The 18147-nt window shown below is 53.6% G+C and carries 16 protein-coding genes and 1 pseudogene; 11 read left to right on the top strand and 6 right to left on the bottom strand.

The features are described from left to right. Nucleotides 1–71: 71 nt before the first annotated feature. The 8 genes and pseudogenes from CBE74_RS10065 (at nucleotide 72) to CBE74_RS10370 (ending at nucleotide 5276) form a co-directional block, all read left to right on the top strand. Nucleotides 72–722 (top strand): DNA-3-methyladenine glycosylase I, encoded by a 651-nt coding sequence (locus tag CBE74_RS10065; protein ID WP_087453148.1) that lies wholly within the window; start codon nucleotides 72–74, stop codon nucleotides 720–722. Further along, a pseudogene (locus CBE74_RS10105) lies at nucleotides 719–1421 on the top strand (SDR family NAD(P)-dependent oxidoreductase). Before CBE74_RS10065 ends, CBE74_RS10105 begins: the two are co-directional and overlap by 4 nt. 11 nt (nucleotides 1422–1432) lie before the next feature. Further along, nucleotides 1433–2101, top strand: coding sequence for a LysE family translocator (locus CBE74_RS10140; protein ID WP_087453149.1), 669 nt, complete (start codon nucleotides 1433–1435; stop codon nucleotides 2099–2101). Nucleotides 2102–2152: 51 nt separating this feature from the next. Continuing rightward, nucleotides 2153–2482, top strand: a complete 330-nt coding sequence (locus tag CBE74_RS10145; protein WP_087453150.1) for a heavy metal-binding domain-containing protein — start codon at nucleotides 2153–2155, stop codon at nucleotides 2480–2482. Between the two features lie 29 nt (nucleotides 2483–2511). Next, on the top strand, nucleotides 2512–2802 hold the full coding sequence (locus CBE74_RS10315; RefSeq protein WP_087453151.1) for an RNA-binding S4 domain-containing protein: 291 nt from the start codon (nucleotides 2512–2514) through the stop codon (nucleotides 2800–2802). Then, nucleotides 2802–3626, top strand: a complete 825-nt coding sequence (locus tag CBE74_RS10330; RefSeq protein WP_087453152.1) for a VOC family protein — start codon at nucleotides 2802–2804, stop codon at nucleotides 3624–3626. The genes CBE74_RS10315 and CBE74_RS10330 overlap by 1 nt, the downstream gene beginning before the upstream one ends. A gap of 4 nt (nucleotides 3627–3630) precedes the next feature. Further along, nucleotides 3631–3921 (top strand): MGMT family protein, encoded by a 291-nt coding sequence (locus CBE74_RS10365; protein WP_087453153.1) that lies wholly within the window; start codon nucleotides 3631–3633, stop codon nucleotides 3919–3921. A gap of 140 nt (nucleotides 3922–4061) precedes the next feature. Next, the gene (locus tag CBE74_RS10370) at nucleotides 4062–5276 is read left to right on the top strand and encodes an HNH endonuclease signature motif containing protein (protein WP_259493877.1); all 1215 of its coding nucleotides are present in this window, start codon (nucleotides 4062–4064) and stop codon (nucleotides 5274–5276) included. Here CBE74_RS10370 and glpK read toward each other — a convergent pair. The 4 genes from glpK to CBE74_RS10720 form a co-directional block, all read right to left on the bottom strand. Further along, complete coding sequence (gene glpK, locus CBE74_RS10490; protein ID WP_087453155.1) at nucleotides 5273–6799, bottom strand: glycerol kinase GlpK; 1527 nt, start codon at nucleotides 6797–6799, stop codon at nucleotides 5273–5275. The genes CBE74_RS10370 and glpK overlap by 4 nt on opposite strands. 9 nt (nucleotides 6800–6808) lie before the next feature. Then, nucleotides 6809–7528, bottom strand: coding sequence for an MIP/aquaporin family protein (locus tag CBE74_RS10525; protein WP_087453156.1), 720 nt, complete (start codon nucleotides 7526–7528; stop codon nucleotides 6809–6811). Nucleotides 7529–7589: 61 nt separating this feature from the next. Further along, the gene (locus CBE74_RS10530) at nucleotides 7590–8429 is read right to left on the bottom strand and encodes an alpha/beta hydrolase (RefSeq protein ID WP_087453157.1); all 840 of its coding nucleotides are present in this window, start codon (nucleotides 8427–8429) and stop codon (nucleotides 7590–7592) included. Between the two features lie 12 nt (nucleotides 8430–8441). Beyond that, nucleotides 8442–10298 carry a M13 family metallopeptidase gene (locus tag CBE74_RS10720; RefSeq protein WP_087453158.1) on the bottom strand — a complete coding sequence of 619 codons (1857 nt, stop codon included), beginning with the start codon at nucleotides 10296–10298 and terminating at the stop codon, nucleotides 8442–8444. Between the two features lie 49 nt (nucleotides 10299–10347). Between CBE74_RS10720 and CBE74_RS10770 the strand changes: the two genes are divergently transcribed. From CBE74_RS10770 to CBE74_RS10795, 3 genes are read left to right on the top strand one after another with little or no spacing between them, the layout of a single operon-like run. Then, entirely contained in the window at nucleotides 10348–10890 is a 543-nt protein-coding gene (locus CBE74_RS10770) for a hypothetical protein (RefSeq protein WP_225870186.1), read from the top strand. 56 nt (nucleotides 10891–10946) lie between these two features. Beyond that, entirely contained in the window at nucleotides 10947–11786 is an 840-nt protein-coding gene (locus CBE74_RS10775; protein ID WP_225870227.1) for a PrsW family intramembrane metalloprotease, read from the top strand. Next, a complete protein-coding gene (locus tag CBE74_RS10795; RefSeq protein ID WP_087453161.1) occupies nucleotides 11779–12651 on the top strand; it encodes an ABC transporter substrate-binding protein in 873 nt (290 codons plus the stop codon). The genes CBE74_RS10775 and CBE74_RS10795 overlap by 8 nt, the downstream gene beginning before the upstream one ends. On the opposite strand, the gene CBE74_RS11005 is transcribed toward CBE74_RS10795, so the two are convergent. Together CBE74_RS11005 and CBE74_RS11060 are read right to left on the bottom strand one after the other, a co-directional pair. Beyond that, the gene (locus tag CBE74_RS11005) at nucleotides 12648–15938 is read right to left on the bottom strand and encodes an arabinosyltransferase domain-containing protein (protein WP_087453162.1); all 3291 of its coding nucleotides are present in this window, start codon (nucleotides 15936–15938) and stop codon (nucleotides 12648–12650) included. The two genes, CBE74_RS10795 and CBE74_RS11005, sit on opposite strands and share 4 nt — an antisense overlap. Then, nucleotides 15931–18006: a galactan 5-O-arabinofuranosyltransferase gene (locus CBE74_RS11060; RefSeq protein WP_087453163.1), complete on the bottom strand. Its 2076-nt coding sequence runs from the start codon at nucleotides 18004–18006 to the stop codon at nucleotides 15931–15933. The genes CBE74_RS11005 and CBE74_RS11060 overlap by 8 nt, the downstream gene beginning before the upstream one ends. Nucleotides 18007–18147 lie beyond the last annotated feature (141 nt).

Genomic DNA, 18147 nt, shown 5'->3' on the forward strand with positions numbered 1-18147 from the left:
CTTCGCCCTGTTAACTGGCTGAAGGGGTGGGAAGGGGGATGAGTGTCATAGCGCGTTTATAGAGTGGCCACATGAATACCAGCAATGCACTGAAACCATTGAACACAAGCGCTGTACGTGCAAAGGGGCTCGTTGTAGGTGAAGACGGACGAGTACGCCCTGAATGGGCCGCAAAAGATCCATTGCTCAAAGAATATTACGACTATGAATGGGGAAAACCTGTTCACACAGAATCAGGCTTATTAGAGCGATTATCGTTAGAAGCATTCCAATCTGGTCTCAGTTGGGCAACCGTGTTGCGCAAACGCGATGCTTTTCGCACAGAATTTTATAATTTTGATGCGGATACGGTTGCTCGCTTTACGAAGGGCGATGTTGTTCGTTTACTAGGATGCACTGGAATTATCAGAAATCGACGCAAGATTGAAGCCGTGGTAACTAATGCTCGCGCGACGATTGCCTTGCGGGAGTCCGGAGGATTAGACGCTTTTATTTGGGGATTCGCCCCTAAAGACCATCAACCGCCAGCTACGCTAGCAGATACTCCCACGGTTTCTCATGACTCAAAAGCCTTAGCGCAAGCGCTGAAGAAAGCCGGATTTACGTTTATCGGTCCAACGACGTGTTATGCGCTAAGTCAAGCTATTGGCATGATCGATGACAGACCGGTGGGGGCATCGAAATTACTCGACGATGATCTGCGCAAAGGAGTGGTGGCATGACAAAGACCGCAATCGTGACTGGGGGCTCTTCTGGGATTGGTGAAGCCACAGCTAGGGCGTTAGCTGCCGATGGCTGGCACGTCATTGTGGCGGCACGCCGGATGGACAGACTGAACCGTATCGCAGCGGAGATTAGCGGTGAAGCCATACAACTAGATGTGACTAGTGATGAGTCAGTTGCTCATTTTGCTTCCCGCATTCAAGAATGCCATCTTCTTGTCAACAATGCTGGAGGTGCGCTTGGCTTGGATCCTATAGCGGAGGCATCGATTGCAGACTGGCAATGGATGTATGAAACTAACGTACTCGGTACACTCCGAGTCACTCGTGCTCTTCTTGACGTGCTTCATGACGGCGCACAGATCATAAATGTTAGTTCTATTGCGGGTATCGCCCCTTATGCAGGTGGCGCGGGTTATAACGCAGCAAAGTTTGACGTTACTGCTGTTAATTAAAGTAATGCGCATCGAATTTGCCCAGCGTAATTTACGAGTAACAGAAATTAATCCAGGACGAGTTAAAACAGACTTTTCACTCATCCGTTTCCACGGTGATCAGGCTAAAGCTGATGCAGTTTATGCAGATAAGCTCAATCTCACTGCAGAGGATATTGCCGAGTCCATCAGGTGGGTAGCTTCAGTCCCCGAACATATGAACATTGATCGGATGGTCATTACTCCACGCGACCAAATCGTTTAAGAGGAGGAAACGTGACGATAGGGGAACTTGGTGCGCTTTTTGTTGTATGGATATGCGTGCTGATTCTGCCTGGCCCGGACCTGCTTCTTCAGGTTATTCGGGTGGGGACAAAAGACCGCCGTGCTGGCATCTGGTGTGCCATAGGGATCATGATGGGAAGCACCATATGGATTGTTGCTTCCCTTATGGGACTATCCACGGTCTTCATGGCACAACCTGTTCTCATGCGTCTCGTACAGATCATCGGAGGCTGCTATATTGCCTGGATCGGATTTAGCTCATTGAAATCCGGTATTCAGGAGATGCGGGACCATAAACATGGGCCTTCACCGGACATGATTGTGAACAGTCTGCAGCAGGACAATGGAGCTTTGACGCCGTTTCATGCACTAAAAACTGGAATGGCAACCAACCTATCCAATCCCAAAGCATTAGTGTTTTTTGCGTCAGTATTTGCGCAGTTTCTTCATTCAGATATGAGTGTTGCCTGGACTATCTTTATTGCAGTCTTTCTGATCACGATTGGCCTGTGCTGGTTTATTAGCTTTGCAGTGATGGTGCGGGTGCTGGCAGAAAAATTGTTAAGAAATGGTCTCTGGCTGGACATGATTGCTGGCACATTATTCGTGATTATCGCTGCAGTTATGGTCTTTGAGGGGATTACGGGGATCGTGCAATAAAAGTAGACTAAGGGTGCTTTTTCGTTTCAGTATGACAAGTTGGGAGACATCATGATTGTTACTACGACCAGTGTTGTTTCTGGCCGGGAAATTTCTGAGTACGTCCGGGTAGTGGCGGGAGAAACCATCGTCGGTATCAACGTGTTCAAAGATATTACTGCTGGTTTTAGAAACCTGGTGGGTGGCAGAAGCCAGGCCTATGAAGGTGAAGTGAAAAACGCGCGTGAACAAGCTTTGGCGGAGATGGTGCAGCGTGCCATCGAGCTTGGTGCTGAAGGCGTAGTGGGCGTGGATATTGACTATCAAACTCTCGGCTCAGATAACGGAATGATGATGGTTTCTGCGACCGGTACAGCAGTGCGCTTTGCCCAAAACCACTAGGTGGTGGGCCGCACGATAGACTAAGCATCATGCACGCGCAGGATGTCACCATTCGTGACCAAGAGATCAAACTAGGTCAATTTATTAAGCTCGCCAGTCTCGTAGAGACTGGCGGCATTGCAAAGGAAGTTATTGCGAACGGCGAGGTCACGGTCAACGGTGCCGTGGATACTCGTCGTGGCAAGAAGCTTAGCGACGGAGATGTGGTCTGCGTAGGAACTCTCTGCGCTCGCGTTAAAACCACGGCTGAAGAAGACGACTACTTTGATGAAAAGACAGCCGATGATGATTTTGACCCGGAAGTATGGAGGAACGTTTAATGCCAGCTTTCCAAGCTGCATCAGGAATGCCATATTGGATTGATCTGACATCCAGTGACTTGCGTAAATCAACATACTTCTATGCGCAGGTATTGGGATGGGAGATTGAAGAATTCGGCCAGGATTACTATCTGGCACGGGTACAAGGCCTCCCAGTCGCAGGATTTATTAAAAGACCAGAGGATCAGCAGCAAGCTGATACCTGGGTGACCTACTTTCTGACTGATGACATTCACACTGATTGTGAGAGCGTCGAAAAGCTAGGTGGCCGTGTGCTCGCAGAGCCAATGGAAGTACGGCTCGGTCTCATGTCCATTGTCGTGGACAATTCAGGTGCGCTTTTTGGATTAATTCAGCCTGCTGGGGAAGATGCTTTTATTGCAGCTGGTGAACCAGGAACGCCAGTTTGGCATGAATTAACGTGTACAACGAACTATGCCAAAGTGGTGGAATTTTACCCCTCCCTGTTCAACTGGACCACAGCTACGATGGACTCGGATCATAATTTTGAGTACACCACAGCGGAGACTGACGGGGGCGCTTTCGCTGGGATTTTCAATGCAGAAGGGCAATTTCCTCCTCAGGTGCCCAGTTTTTGGCAGACCTATCTCGGGGTCTCCAATATGGATGAAGCAGTGCGGAAGGCAAAGGAATACGGAGGAGAAGTAATTCGTGAGCCATTTGCTTCAGAATTTGGTTTGATGAGCATCATTTCCGATTCAACAGGCGCCACGGTGACGCTATGTGAAGTGGAAGAAGCCGTGGAAGAAGGGCGTGAGTCTGATCCTTTAGATGGGATCGATCTCAGCCAATTTGGTCTCTAAATAAATGCATGAGCTCGATGATCTCAGTTCGAGAGTCCTTGACGTGGTCGACGGAATACCCGTTGGCCACGTGCTTTCTTATGGAGATGTTGCAGAAATCGTAGGTACTGGTCCGCGACAAGTCGGGAAGATTATGGCGACGGTTGGGCATCTGACTGCTTGGTGGAGGGTAGTGAGGTCGGATGGGAGTAGCCATGTGGCTGATCGCGCTGTTCAGCACTGGGATTTAGAAAATATTGCGCACAATGGGAAAAGGGTTTCCATGAGTAAGTCTCGATGGGGTTGCATGTCTTAGAAAATATGTTCTATAATGAAGGGAATTGGGCAAGGGGGTAAGTCATGCAAGAGATATCTGAAGCTATTGATCGAATCGCAGACGATATTGCTTCTTTGCGTGAACTATTGACCAAACCGGAATAAATTAACTTTTCTGAAGTGGTCGATTCCTTTGTGAAATTAGAACAAGCTTTCTCTTTTAAAGGCTATAGCGATGCTTTCGTGGCCTACTGCGCGCATATTAATAATGCAGGCGCACTCGTAGGGAGTAAAAAGTCCGTCGATTTTCTTGTTAATGGTTTAGATCTTTCCCTATCGGAAGCTCGGGAAAGGCTCGCGAGAGGCATTAATCTTTTCGCCCTTCCCATAGAGGACAATCTGCGGGCGGACGCAGCGAGAACAAAAGTTGAAAAATTAAAGAGCATTGATCGAGAGCTGCGGAGCCTAAAAGAAAACACTGAGATAAGGGCCCATCACTTACGAGCGGAATTTATCGCGAAAGCGCAAGACATGGGCGCGGAAGCCCTTGGGCAATACATGAGAAATCGTGTGAAAGAGCTTAACTGTAAGTCTGACCCAGACCCATATTCTGCGATTAAAAGAAGAAAACTCACCGTAAGCAAACCAGATAAAGACGGTGGGGTATACGTGAGTGGTTATTTGCCGCCGGCCACGGGGGCCTTGCTTAAATCTTTGCTCACTCCTGCGAGGAGAAAAGGTGCTGCATCACCAGTTGCTCCGGAAGAAGATAAGCGAACCTGGGCGCAACGAAGAGTTGATGTTTTCCACCAATGCCTAGCTCAAAATTCTTCCATAATTGCAAAGCACAATGGCGGCGTAGGGACTGTTATTGTGTCTGCAACCATGGAAGAACTTGAAAAAGCTAACTTTTCCACTCGTTTTTACACAAACACAGATGTCGAACTCTCTCCTCTAGACCTGCTGATGCTAGGCCTCAGAGAAGACCTCTTTGCTTGTCTTATGGATCAACAAGGGATTCCACTGCAGCTAGGGAGAAGTAAACGTACAGCTAGTGTCTATCAACGTTTAGCGCTGGTAGCTAGGGAGGCCGTGTGCTCGCACCCTCATTGCGAACAACCCGCTTCTAATTGCGACGTTCACCACTTGGTAGCGTGGTTTGAGGGTAGGCGCACGGACCTTGAAAATTTAACCCTATTATGCAGACATCACCACACGAGCAACAACGATAGAAGAGATTTTCGTTTTGGTGTGGGGCACTATGAGAGGGAAGCGGGGGTCGTAAAATTTTATAGACCGGGTGCTCCCCCAGAAGAAAATGAATCTCCAGGTAGGCGCAAGTCTGCGGGTTACCGGATAAGGCTGGCGGATACACCTATCCGCCAGAGTGCCTAGACCTCGTCTACGTTTTCTTCCCAGTTCAGGGAACGCTTTACTGCGCGCTTCCAATCGTGGTAGAGCTCGTCGACTTTTTCCTGCTTCATCTTGGGTTTCCAGACGTGCAAATCGCCTTTTTGCTGTGTCAGGAATTCAAGATTCTCCCAGTAACCCACAGAATAGCCTGCGGCGAAAGCTGCTCCAGTAGCGGTAGTCTCCACGTTCTTAGGGCGGGTGACCGGAACACCGAGGATATCTGCTTGGAACTGCATCAGGAGTTCGTTGTAGGTCATGCCTCCATCGACACGAAGCTCAGTGAGCTCCACACCTGAGTCGGCGACCATAGCATCTGCAACGTCACGGGTCTGGTATGCCGTTGCTTCCAAAACAGCGCGAGCCAGGTGGTTGCGGTTGACAAAGCGGGTAAGTCCGACGATGACTCCTCGGGCGTCTTGTCGCCAGTATGGGGCGAACAGCCCGGAGAAAGCTGGGACGATATAGACGCCGCCGTTGTCTTCAACACTGCGCGCCATGTTTTCGATCATGGGAGAGTTGGGGACAAGCATGAGGTTATCGCGCAGCCACTGGACTAGCGATCCTCCGACCGCGACAGAGCCTTCCAGTGCGTAAACCGGCTTTTGGCCTTCGATTTGGAAACCAACCGTGGTGAGCAGTCCATTTTCTGACCATTTAGGGGTGGTTCCTGTGTTCAGGAGCAGGAAGAGGCCTGTGCCGTAGGTATTTTTTGCTTCGCCTGGGCGGAAGCAACCTTGGCCGAACATGGCGGCTTGTTGGTCGCCAAGCATTGATCGGATGGGCACGCCAGAGAGGGATCCGCGCTCACGGACCTGGTGGAAGTCGCCAACCGAGGGGCGTATTTCCGGGAGCATTTCCATGGGGATGTCCATGGCTTTGCAGAGGTCCTTGTCCCATTCAAGTTTTTCAATGTCCATGAGGAGGGTGCGGGAAGCATTGGTGACGTCGGTTGCGTGCAATGCTGGTGTACCGTCATCGCCGTCGGCTCCGCCGGTGAGGTTCCACAGGAGCCATGTGTCGATGGTGCCAAAGAGCAGCTCGCCTGCTTCTGCGCGTTCGCGGGCGCCGTCGACGTTATCGAGGATCCATTTGATTTTGGGGCCGGCGGGATAAGAGTTAATGAGGAGGCCGGTCTTGCGGTACCACCGGTCGGCGCCTTTGTCACCAGCGAGTTCTTTGCAGATTGCGGTGGTGCGAGTGTCTTGCCACACGATGGCGTTGTATACGGGCTCGCCGGTGTTTTTGTCCCAGACTACTGTGGTTTCGCGCTGGTTGGTGATGCCTAACGCGGCTATGTCCTTGGCGGAGAGATCGCTGTCGGCTAGGGCGGTGCCTACTGCACGGCGGGTGTTGTCCCAGATTTCAGTGGCATCGTGCTCAACCCAGCCCTTTTGTGGGAAGATCTGTTCGTGTTCGTATTGGCCGACGGAGACTTGGTTGCCGTCATGGTCAAAGATGATGCAGCGGGTTGAAGTAGTGCCTTGATCGATGGCTGCTATGTACATGATTGCTCCTTACAGTAGGCCTGCGGCGACGGCAGCAAGCATAGGTGCGACAATCGGAACCCATGCATAAGACCAGTTTGCGCTGCCTTTGTCTTTGATTGGAAGGATGAATGCGTACGCTATGCGTGGCCCGAGATCACGTGCCGGGTTGATGGCATATGCGGTGGGGGAGCCGAGGGAGAGGCCGATGGAAACCACGATGAATGCAACGGCGAAGTATTTGAGTGGGCCAACGTCTCCGGAGGGACCGAATGCAATAAAGGCTAGAAGCACGAAGGTTGCAATGAATTCGGTGACTGCGTTCCAGAAATTATTCGGATGCGCCGGGTTGGTAAAGAAGATGCCGCCAGTGGTTTTGTTGCCACCTGGGTTTCCGTCTTCGTCGTAGTTGTTAGCGTCGAAAAGCTGCTTAAAGGCTGCCCAGCAGAGGAATGCGCCGAAGATGCCGCCGAGTAGTTGGCCTGCGAAGTACCAAGGGAGCAGGTTCCATGCGACGCTGCCTTTGGTGGCAAGCATGAGTGTTACTGCAGGGTTTAGGTGTCCACCGGATGGGTCGGCGATGCTGGCGCCTGCAAAGACGGCCAAACCCCAGCCAAATGCTATGGCCAGCCATCCTGCATTGCGCCCCGCTGATGTACGGAGGGTCACCAGCGCGCAGATGCCATTACCCATCAAGAGCAGGATGGTTGTTCCAAAAAACTCCCAGTATAGATATTCAACTCCAGTCATTTTTGTCCTTTGGTAGTAGGTGACTAAAGGTAATACAGAACGAAGAAAAATTTATGTGTTTTTAATTTAGGAAATTTGCTACGTCTTTCACCCTTTCGCGCATAACTTCCGGAGTAGCGACTCGGTGCTCAGAGACGTATTCCTTGACGGTGGATTGAGCCTCTGCCCACGGGTAGCGGTCCGCGACGGAATCCTGAGTGGCCACCTGCAAGAAGGTGGGTGGGAAAGTTTGCGGGAATTCTGCGTCGCGTAGGTGGGCGGGGAGATGATCGAGGGCTAAATGCGGAAACGTGAGGGCTTGCGCATCCCATAAATCGCTGGTGAGAGCGGCTAATGCGGCTCCCGAGGAATATCCCCAAGCCACGAGACGCGGCGGGTTCATGCTGCGTACCCACTGGGCAGCGTGACGCACCGCGGCGATTACCTCGGAGAGTGAGTGTTCTGGGAGGAGCGGGTAGTCGAGGTCGAGGAATGTGATGCCGGAGAGATTGGCCACGGCTGCGACCTCGGGGCGCCAGGAGTTCTCCAAGGCGACTCCCGAACCTTTCCACCAACCGCCAGGGTGGAGTGAAATACCCCACACTCCGGTTGGGTGTGCGGGACGGATGATCTGAGCGTTGGGTATGTCTTCGGTGGTCACACCGTCGCTAAAAGCGACGCCCGGCGTGGTGTGATCCAGTGCGGAACCAAGCATCAGCATGGAAGCATGGGTGATTCGGTCGGCGAGGCGGGCGTCGTAAGTGTCCAGAACATGGGGGTCAGAGGGAGAGTCCGACCATGGAGGATTCATCGCAGGGCGTTCATAATGGGCCGCTATGTATGTGGAAAGCTGCTCCAATTGCTGTTCGGGTGTCAGTTTCCGATCTTTACCGCCGACTTCAAAATCATCCATGCGGCCCATGGTAAGCCGGGATTACCAGATCGCGACGCGTTTTTCTGGTGCGATCCACATAGGGGAATCTTCTGGCACGTCAAAGGCCTGATAGAACTCGGCGATATTGCCTGCGATGACGTTGCAGCGGAACTCCGCTGGTGAATGTGGGTCTATGGCTAGGTATTGTTCCGCTAGCTCGGGGCGGATCGCCGTGCGCCAGATGCGGGCCCAGGATAGGAAGAGGCGTTGGAGGTAGGGCTCTTCTCCCTGGTCAGCTGCATAGCGTTGATAAGCCACCACGGCAATGCCTAGGCCGCCGAGATCTCCGATGTTTTCTCCGAGAGTGAATCTGCCGTTAACGCCAGCGGATTCCTTGAGAACAGAAGGGACGAGTCCATGGAATTGCTCGACAAGCTGCGAGGTGAGCCGTGTGAATGCCTCGCGGTCTTCCTCTGTCCACCAGGAGTTCAGGTTGCCATCGCCGTCGTATTGGCTGCCTTGGTCGTCAAAACCGTGGCCAATTTCATGGCCGATGACTGCGCCGATCGCGCCAAAGTTTTCGGCGGCGTTTGCCTCGGAATAGAACGGTGCTCGCAAGATGGCGGCGGGGAAAGTGATGTCGTTGACTACCGGATTATAAAAAGCGTTGACGGTTTGTGGAGTGGTGACCCACTCGGAGCGATCTGCGGGTTTGCCCAGCTTGGAGAGCTCGTAGTCGTGGGCAAAAGCGGAACCGGCGCGGACGTTGCGCAGCAAGTCTTGGCCAGATTCGGAGAAATCTAGATCGCCATAGTCACGCCATGTGTCGGGATAACCGATCTTAGCGTTGAATTTCTCTAGCTTTTCCAGCGCGCGCTTGCGGGTTACCGGAGTCATCCACTGAAGATTCTGAATGCGTTCCCGGTATGCGGCGATGAGGTAGTCCACTAAAATCGCCATGTCTTTTTTGGAGGAGGCCGGGAAGTGCTCTTGGACAAAGAGCTGACCAATTTCTTCACCCACAAAGCTTTCCGCAAGTCCCACGGCACGCTTCCAGCGGTCGCGCTGTTCGGTTGCACCAGAAAGGGTGGTGCCAAAGAAAGCGAAGTCTGCGCGCGAGATTTCGGGGGTGAGAACTCCTGCGCGAGCGTGGAGGATATGCCAGGTAGTAAGCAGCTTCCAATCGTCGATACGCTGGGAGAGGAGGGTGTTGATGTGCTCCAAGTAGGAGGGCATCATCACGATCACGCGGGATTCAGGGAGTCCTGCCGCACGCAGGAGCGTTGCGACGTTCTCCGGAATCTCGGAAAACTCAGTTGGGTTAAAGGTTTTTAGCGCATCGCGAGTGCTCACCACATCCCAGTGCCCCTGAGCGATGTCCTTTTCTAAAGCAACGATGCGATCTGCTGCCTCCTCGGCGGATAAACCACCGAGCCGCTGTGGATCGAGGAAGCCCAGCATCGTGGCGACGTGGGACGTGTAAGCCTTGAGCACCTCTGGGTGCTCCCGATAATAAGCTTCATCAGGGAGTCCAAGCCCCGACTGCACAATGTAAGCTACGGCATCGCTACCAGCGGAATCCTTGGCTATCCAGAAACTCACGGGACCGCCGACGCCGAGGCGATCCAGCGTTCCTAATGCAGTAGCCAGGTCGCTTGTTTCTAGGAGGTCCAAATCCTCGTCGATAGCAGATATACCCACGGATTCAATTCCGGGGACGTCCATGAAAGAAGCATAAAGTTTACCTGCCCGTGAGCGAGAAGATTTCACCAACTCGTGGACATCGCTCTCCGCCTGGTCGCGCAAGCCATGAAATGTTCCATCCACGCCCCGGTCCTCGGGGATGACGTGGGTGTCGAGCCATTCGCCATTAACAAAGCGGTACAAGTCTTTCATTACAAGTTGCTGAGAAGTCATGGTCCCCAGGATATATCGAATGTTCGATGAAGAAGGTAGTTTGAACAGTATGTCTTACTTCCAGTTCCGGCCTGCGATGTCGGCAAAATCCTGGTGGCTCGTCGCTGCACTAGTCACTCTGCTTCTTGCCCTCCCCGCCGTGCTCAATGCCGTTGTTCCCAGCATTGACTTCAAACTGAAAAACGTGACCCTAGGAGAGGCAGAGAGCATTGAACTTCCGGTGTTGCTAGAAGACGGCGCACACCTGCAATGCAGAGAAGAAATGTCTGACTTGTTTCAGCCCCAATGGAATTGCGAAGGCACCAAAATTAATTCGATGGTGGTGGAAGGCAGCACAGACCAAGACCACACGCTGAGAAGGATGATGCGTTTTAACGCATTGAGCTCGTTGCCGGAAAACGCAGAGATATTCCGTGAGGGAAATATCAGGATGATCGAAGGGCCTAAAGACCAAATCGGACTAAGCCTGGCTGTACAAGGGGACGACGGTGAACAAAAAACTCTGTTTGTCCTTGTGGAAGGACCGGACGTGGACAACGCCGTGCAACTTATTGTGAACAATTTTCAGAACTATAAGGGAGTAGCCGCGTGAGCGCTTTGGTAGGCCCTGTAAAACCAGCTGCCCATCCAGCGTCTATTTCTTGGGTGATGTGGGCGATTATCGGGATATCAACTCCGGTGTCTCTCTTCTTTTTGGGGGTTTATGTCTTGCTCTCTCCCAGCGGATCGGCTGTAGGCCTGCTGTGCGGAGCTGCATACCTGGTAGTGGGAACCCTGATATTTCGAGTATCCCCCATGTGGCCTAAAGCTGGCTGGAAGTGGTATTTGACCTCCCTCGGATGGGGCGCATGTTCTTCCTTTGCCCTGGTCATGGCCTCGGCGCAGCCTATTATTGACTTGACGGACAAGCTGGGTTGGAAGACCGTGAGCGCTTCCTTTGGCGGGGCGTATCCGGAGGAGATTTCCAAAGCGCTCGGCGTTCTTCTCATTCTGTTTACCTTCTCCAAGCTCAGTCGCCCGTGGCATGGCTTTGTCACCGGTGGCATAGTCGGCCTAGGCTTCGAAGTCTTTGAAAACCTGATGTATGGGGTTATTGGGGGAATGTCCGACGCAAACTCTGATGCACCTGGAGCGCTAGTGTCTTGGGGACTACGGAGCATTGCTGGCCCTGGGCTCCACGTTTTCTTCACCGCAATAGCCGGATACGGCATTGGCCTGGCCGTGTTTACGTATGGTTGGGATCGGGTACGCCGTTTTCAGGTAGCAGGCGTTGCGTTGCTAGTGGCCTTTGTTTTCCATTTCTGTTGGAACCTGACCTGGGACGGAAACCTCGCCGCTATCATCAACGTGGTCGTGGTGTCAGTATGCCTCTATCCTCTTGTTATCTATCTGTGGATCAGATGCCACAGGGATGCCACAGCTGACCTCGGCGTGATCCGCATGCCCTCGCCATTAACGCTAGTAAGCCAAGTGAGGAACGATGAATAAACGCATTGCAGTACTGGGAGTCGCGATGTGCCTAACGGCTTGCGGCTCTATCGAATCCATTGAAGGTGGCCGAGATTACAGCGGGATCGTTGTTGGGTCTCAGGCATATTATTCCAACGAAGTCATCGCTGAGATCTATGCGCAGGCCTTGGAAAAAGCAGGGCATAAAGTAGACCGCCAATTCCAGATCGGGCAGCGGGAAGTTTATATGGCTGAGGTAGAAAACGGGAGCATAGATGTATTTCCTGAATACTCAGGCCCGTTGCTGCAGTATTGGAAGCCAGACACCACGGCCTGGCTACCAGAGGACGTCTATGCGGAACTGCAATCCGCCCTTCCCGATAAGTTGCAGGTGTTAAACCAGGCAGAAGCCTCGGACCAGGATTCCTACGTTGTCACTAAGGAATATTCCGAGGAACATGGTGTGGAGTCCATTCAGGACCTTAGAAAGGTCCAGAACATAACCCTGGGGGCTAACTCCGAGGCAGAGGACCGTCCCAATGGGCCCAAAGGCCTCAAAAGCGTGTACGGAGTGGATGCCGCCTTTACTCCCATCGAGGATTCCGGCGGCCCACTAACGGTCAAAGCACTCAAAGATGGCGACATCCAATTGGCGATCATCTACAGCGCAGACCCATCTATTGCCGCAAATAACCTGGTGAGTCTCAAGGACCCCAAAGGCCAGTTTCTTTCTTCACGAGTAGTGCCACTAGCCAGCAAGACATTAGATGCAGATGCCGTGGCAGTACTTAATGCGGTGAACGCGAAACTCACCACCCAGGATTTGATTCAACTCAATATGCGTTCTGTGACAGAACAGCTGCCTAGCGCGCTGATAGCCAAGGAATGGCTAAAAACGCACTAGTGGTCAGTGTTGATATTCATCGGGCCGGGGTACCACAGTCCTGATCGTGTTACTTTCTCTGTGTTGATGGTAGCCAGATCAGGTTCCTTGCCCTGTGAGTTGGGGCGAGGGTGGTACACCTCGATGGAACCCCAATCGCGCTGCCAGTCGTTCTTGGAGTAGCTCGGAAGCTGGTAGTTGTAGTTCACCGCTTCCGCGATTCCGGTCACGCCACCACCGAAGTAATCCTGGAAGGAAGCGCCAGAAGCGCGGCCGTCTGCATCGGCGGAAATACGGAACTGAGGAATCTCCGCCACACCTGCATAGTGGTTAAAGGTGCGCTGGCAGGGGAACTGTAGCGGTACTGCCCAGTCGAGCAATCCTGGGGTATTTGCGGTGTAGACGTCGCTAAGCGTCTCAAGCGTGGGCACACGTGGCGGCGTAAACGCTAGCCACTCATCGGGACTGAGGTTGCCATCCGTTGCATGGATACGGATAACGTTGGCCTCCGCAGGAAGCTCCGAAAGCGGAAGTCGCAGGTTGCGCCATTTAAGCTCGGGGCCGATGTCAATCAGCTGCTTTTCTCCGAGCATTTCGACCTTGCCACCTGAGGCGGTGCCGTACTCAATGAGCAGCTTCTGTCCCTCTTTTTTGATTCCATCTAGGTCGAGGTGCTCGATGCTTCCGGCAGCAGAAACCGCGATGATAGGGGCAGAGTCGCTGCGTTCCGGTAGCTTGTACCAATCCGAGACTGCCTCGGCATAGTGCTGTTCGCCGCTGGTCCAGGAGCCAAGAACGGGCACGCGCGTGTAATCCAGATTAAAGGGGAGTTGTGCGGTAGAGCCGTTGACACCCACAGCTGCGCGATGTTCTTTGCCCTCGGTGTTGGTATCGGCGGTATCCGTGCTGTTGGCGGTTCCGGCGGTACTGGAGGAAGACTTGCTTTCTTCCGTGTAAGCCTCGGAGGAAATGTGGTTGGGGTCGAATGCTCGATTCTTACCAAAAGTGAGTGACTCACCCAGAGTGCTGTGCAGTGGCTGGAGGAAGGACTCGTTGGTGTTTGATTCCACGAGGACGTCGTTAGCAAGGTTGCACGTATTGCCCGCAGCCGCGCGCAGGTTGCCTAAGCCGACAGAATAGGCAGGATACTGCGAAATGAATCCTTTACCTAGGGACGCCATAGAGAACGCCACGGCGAGGATGCTGAGTATCGCAATCGGAGCAGCCGCCAGGCCTTCAAAGCGCTGTTTGCGGAAATCCGCAGGAGCCTCGCCGCGTTCTTCTGCCACGTCCTTTTTAAAAGACTGCAAAACGCCGATGGCCAACACGATGAGTGAAATAAGCAGCATCACGGTAGAAGCTTCGATCTCATGGATCTGAATCGTCTTATCCCACCACGGCACGCTGTAGCTAGACGTGTACCACCAACCGTTTGTGCCGGAGAGCGCGAAGGCAAACACGAAGAGTATTCCGCCCGTGAGCAGGGTGCGTGATCGCGGAGAACGCAACGCCATGTGCGAGAGTGCGACCGCGCCAACGCCAGCGAGAGCCGCTGCGATACCAGCCCATACGCCGAAGTGGTGAGTCCACTTGGTAGGCGTGAACATCATGAAGAACAGCGTTCCGACCATGACGAGGAGCAGGCGGAAAACCGGTCCCTTGTTGCTGCCGGGGACCTTCCCGTTTCGCAGGATTGAGGTGATAACGAGAGCGACTGAGACGAAGGTGAAGAAGACACCGACCCTTCTGGCAAAAGAACCGTCTACGGTCTGCTGCATGAGCACCTGATAACGCGCGAATTCGTTGTACCAGATTAACGACGGTCCCGTCTCCGAGCGGACATGAATGGACTCGAAGACGTTCATCAGGGTTTGGTCGCCGAAAACAGCAACCAACACCGCAGTGCCGGCGGCAGCAAAAGGTGCGACCATGGCAGCGATGCTGAAGGCAGGTTTGCCTCCCAGGAGCGGGATTCTGCGGTAGATGATGCGGATCAGGTACGACAAACCAGCCAGCAAGCAGGCCACAGCCATGAGACCAGTAGGGCCGCAAGCGAGGGTGAAAGCTGCAAGAAGCGTTCCCACGGCAGCCGGGAGGAGGCGTTCAGTCTTGATGGCGACCTCGAAGGAAAGCCATGTGAGCAGAGTGACAGCAGCGATGATCGGTTCTGGACGCAGGCCGTTGTTGTACGCCAGCCAGAAGGCAAGGAATACAAAGGCCATGGTCCATTGAGAGACGCGTCGTCCAGCAATTTTTTCTCCCAGACGCGGGAGAACCTCGCGGGAAAGCGCGAACCACACGATAAGACCAGAGATCAGGGAAGGCAGTCGCATCCAGATAGAAGACGTGGAGACATGCGACATGAGACCTAGGAGATCATAGTATGGTGCGCCGAATGGTGATTCCGGAACGCCAAACCAACGGTAATAATTGGCCATATAATCAGCGTGTGCCGCAATTCGGCCCATGGCGAGGATGAAGCCGTCATCGGAGGTGTTAGCGCCGATGAAATACCAGAAGCCCAGGATTGCAACGACGATGGCGTCGAGTCCGCGAGGGCGCCACGCGCCTTGTTGGAGGAAACGCACCTTTTTGTTGTCTTGCAGATCTAGCAGACCCAAGCAGACAAGAGCAATCACGGTCATGATCCCGCCCAGCCACATAGCTGCATACTTTGCGGTGGTGGGGGAGGTGGTAAAGCGAGAGTTAATCTCTACGTCGACTTTAAGCCCCGCGCTGCTGAGAGCGCCCGCAGCCTGAGATTCGAGTTCGGAATACAGGCCTGTGAGTTGCGGGCGCTTGTCTTCATATATAGAGCCGCTGTGCTCACCGACGGAAGCGGTGGTCGCATCCTTGGTGGAGGAGACGGTGATCGTGGCGTCGGCAGGCAGTTTTTTAAGTTCATCCGCAGTAAGCTCAAAGACCAGCTCGCCGCGGGATGTGATCTGGATTCCGCTGTCAGAAGAACGCACAAAGAGGCCACGAGCTGCGGCATCTTCGCTGTCCTCAGGCAGAGTTCCTACGATGAGGCTTTGTCCCGGGCGGAGTTTTTCAGAAGCGCTAATCGGAATAGTCGCGTTAAATTCCTGTGGGGAATAGCTCATCAACGGCGCATTCACGCTGTTGAGGTTTCCATTCTGCGGCCAGGACAGGGATGACTGCACCTGATTGACTGGCATAAACGGCGTCAAAAGGAAGAATAAGAAGCCGAGCACACCAGATAAAACCGCCAAAAGTTTTAGCGTTCTCACTGGATTCTGCGAAACTGAACTAGACACGGAATTCGAGTCTACGTCATGCTTATCCACGGGTCACCACCACAAATGGTCCTACCTGATTGACCTTCCAGGGGGTGCCTTCGCCGGTGAAGACCTCAGGGTTGATTTTCACTCCGCGGAAACGAACATTGGGGTTATTGGGGTAGATGTCTTCCGCAAGGTCAAAGTTCCAGCCACGTGAGTTTTCTGCCGTGGCATCGGCGCGGAAAATAAACGCCTCGGGTGCTTTCCACGGAGTGGACTGCAACGCGCGGTCGAAGGCCTGTGGGTCCTTGAGCTGCTGCCAGCTGTCCATCGCCCACTGTTCTATCGTTTTATTCCGCTCGTTGAACTCGCCGAGAGGGTTTGCATAGTGTGAGGTAAACGCCTGGAAACCGCGGTAGGGGTAGTAAGCCATGAAGTTCATCTCATCCGTGAGGACCACAGTCTCACTGGGAATTGAGCCTTTTTCCCTCAGGATTTCGTCGATACTTGCATAGTATTGCGTGGCATCTGCAGGATAGCGGTCTGCCCGCTCGCCGTTTCCATCTGTGCTGGAATAAGCGTGGTCGATGGAGTGCGTGTTCTTAGCGGGGATATCCTGCGCATATTTGATGCCGGCAAGAGCGACCACGATAGCAATGACCATCGTGATCTGCCGTGAAGTGCTGGGAGAGAACTGGACCGGGTAGAGGCGGTGGATTCCCACGAGGCGGAAGTCCGCTATAGCCAGTACGCCTGCGGTGGCTAGGAGGATCGTGATAACGGGGTCCAACCGGAAGCCAAGGAGAGTTGATCCTGTGAGCGTGACGGCCATGGATGCGATGACCCAGATATAAGCAACGACGATAGCAACGCCTAGTGAGTTGATATCCGGATCTGCCGCTCGAGCAAGGAGATAGATCAGGCCTAGCATGCAGAGGATTCCTACAATGCTGGCGGCAAACATAGGCAGCGGAATTTCCGTGCCCTCAACGGGAAGGAAGTGGGAGGCGGTGGCGCCCGAGGTGTGTTTGCCGCTTAAGAGGAACGTAAAGTACGGGCCCCACGCGATAGCGGCGATGGCCATGGAAGAAACGCCGATAATGACGATGCGTCCGATAGGCTTCCACGAGCGCAGGATCAATGCGGAAATGACACCGGTGATGGAGACCAAGCTCAGGGCGATAATCGCGGTGTAGAGGGTGTACATGGATGCGGAAACACCCAGGTAGAAAATGATCGCAAGAATGGCGCTTTTGCGTCCCGACAAGGCACGACGGCCGATAATAACCGCGGCTGGTATGCCCATTGCGATAACGCAGGCGTAGGGCTCTTCTGCACACATGACGAGTGCAACGGTGGTGGTTACTAAAGCGATGCCGGTGGCTACGGGCAAGCTGCCGACGATACGCTGCCACACCGGCACGAGGACACAGCCGGCCACGCCGAGGGAGATCAGCGAATACGGTTGAAATACTTCCCAACCGGGCAAGCCGAGGAGTGCTCCTAATCTACCGCCGAACCAGAACCACGCGCCGGGGTAATACGCTGGCAGGTCGATGTAGTTCATATCGGTGAGGTGCCAGGAGTCTGTAAGCCGCGTCATGTATTGGGTGCGGAAAACCTGGTCCACGGTCAGGCCATCGAGATAGAGCTTGGTCGGGGAGAGCGGTATTCCGAGGGAAGCCACCACCAGACCAGCTGGAGATAGGTAGGTTACAACATAGGTAAGCCAGGTCAGCCAGCGAGGCCGTTCTTGGTTTGTCTTCTCATAATGGACCCACCCGATCAGGAGGGCCGTGACCGCAAAGACAACCAGAAGCGTGCAGACAGTGGCTAGAGCGCGCGTGACCAGGGAAGGCCCGAATGCTGGGAGATTGACCTGCTTGAGTATGAACCAGGAGATGAAGGTAAAGAGCCCACCTCCCAGGATCGCGGCGGCTATTCCGAGCAGCGTGCGCGGGCCATCTTGGATGTCGGGAGTGTAGTCAAAGTCGTAGCTTTTGTCCCGTGGGTTGGCCTTATCCGGGTGCTTGAGCATCACCGGAAATGGGTCGCTGGCTGCAGCGGAGGTGTGCGGCGCTTCCGAGTCGTCTTTCGGCGGTTGGGAATCTGCGTTGCGGGCACGAATGATCATAGAGAACAGTGTGTCACACGCTCTTGAGAGCTTTAAGAAATACCGTTGATATTCTTGCCGGTGACAGCGGCTTTAGTGATGATCATCACTGATTTTGCCGCTGAAGTACAAAGCCGCCGTGCATCGCACGGCGGCTAGAAA

It is taken from the genome of Corynebacterium silvaticum (assembly GCF_002162115.2).
Lineage (GTDB): Bacteria > Actinomycetota > Actinomycetes > Mycobacteriales > Mycobacteriaceae > Corynebacterium > Corynebacterium silvaticum.

Bases quoted from the DNA above. Each gene is read 5' to 3' on its own strand.
- CBE74_RS10315 (WP_087453151.1), top strand. From the start codon at position 2,512: ATGCACGCGCAGGATGTCACCATTCGTGACCAAGAGATCAAACTAGGT.
- CBE74_RS10770 (WP_225870186.1), top strand. From the start codon at position 10,348: ATGTCTTACTTCCAGTTCCGGCCTGCGATGTCGGCAAAATCCTGGTGG.
- CBE74_RS10795 (WP_087453161.1), top strand. From the start codon at position 11,779: ATGAATAAACGCATTGCAGTACTGGGAGTCGCGATGTGCCTAACGGCT.
- CBE74_RS10530 (WP_087453157.1), bottom strand. From the start codon at position 8,429: ATGGGCCGCATGGATGATTTTGAAGTCGGCGGTAAAGATCGGAAACTG.
- CBE74_RS10775 (WP_225870227.1), top strand. From the start codon at position 10,947: ATGTGGGCGATTATCGGGATATCAACTCCGGTGTCTCTCTTCTTTTTG.
- glpK (WP_087453155.1), bottom strand. From the start codon at position 6,799: ATGTACATAGCAGCCATCGATCAAGGCACTACTTCAACCCGCTGCATC.
- CBE74_RS11060 (WP_087453163.1), bottom strand. From the start codon at position 18,006: ATGATCATTCGTGCCCGCAACGCAGATTCCCAACCGCCGAAAGACGAC.
- CBE74_RS10525 (WP_087453156.1), bottom strand. From the start codon at position 7,528: ATGACTGGAGTTGAATATCTATACTGGGAGTTTTTTGGAACAACCATC.
- CBE74_RS10330 (WP_087453152.1), top strand. From the start codon at position 2,802: ATGCCAGCTTTCCAAGCTGCATCAGGAATGCCATATTGGATTGATCTG.
- CBE74_RS10065 (WP_087453148.1), top strand. From the start codon at position 72: ATGAATACCAGCAATGCACTGAAACCATTGAACACAAGCGCTGTACGT.
- CBE74_RS10720 (WP_087453158.1), bottom strand. From the start codon at position 10,298: ATGACTTCTCAGCAACTTGTAATGAAAGACTTGTACCGCTTTGTTAAT.
- CBE74_RS10145 (WP_087453150.1), top strand. From the start codon at position 2,153: ATGATTGTTACTACGACCAGTGTTGTTTCTGGCCGGGAAATTTCTGAG.
- CBE74_RS10365 (WP_087453153.1), top strand. From the start codon at position 3,631: ATGCATGAGCTCGATGATCTCAGTTCGAGAGTCCTTGACGTGGTCGAC.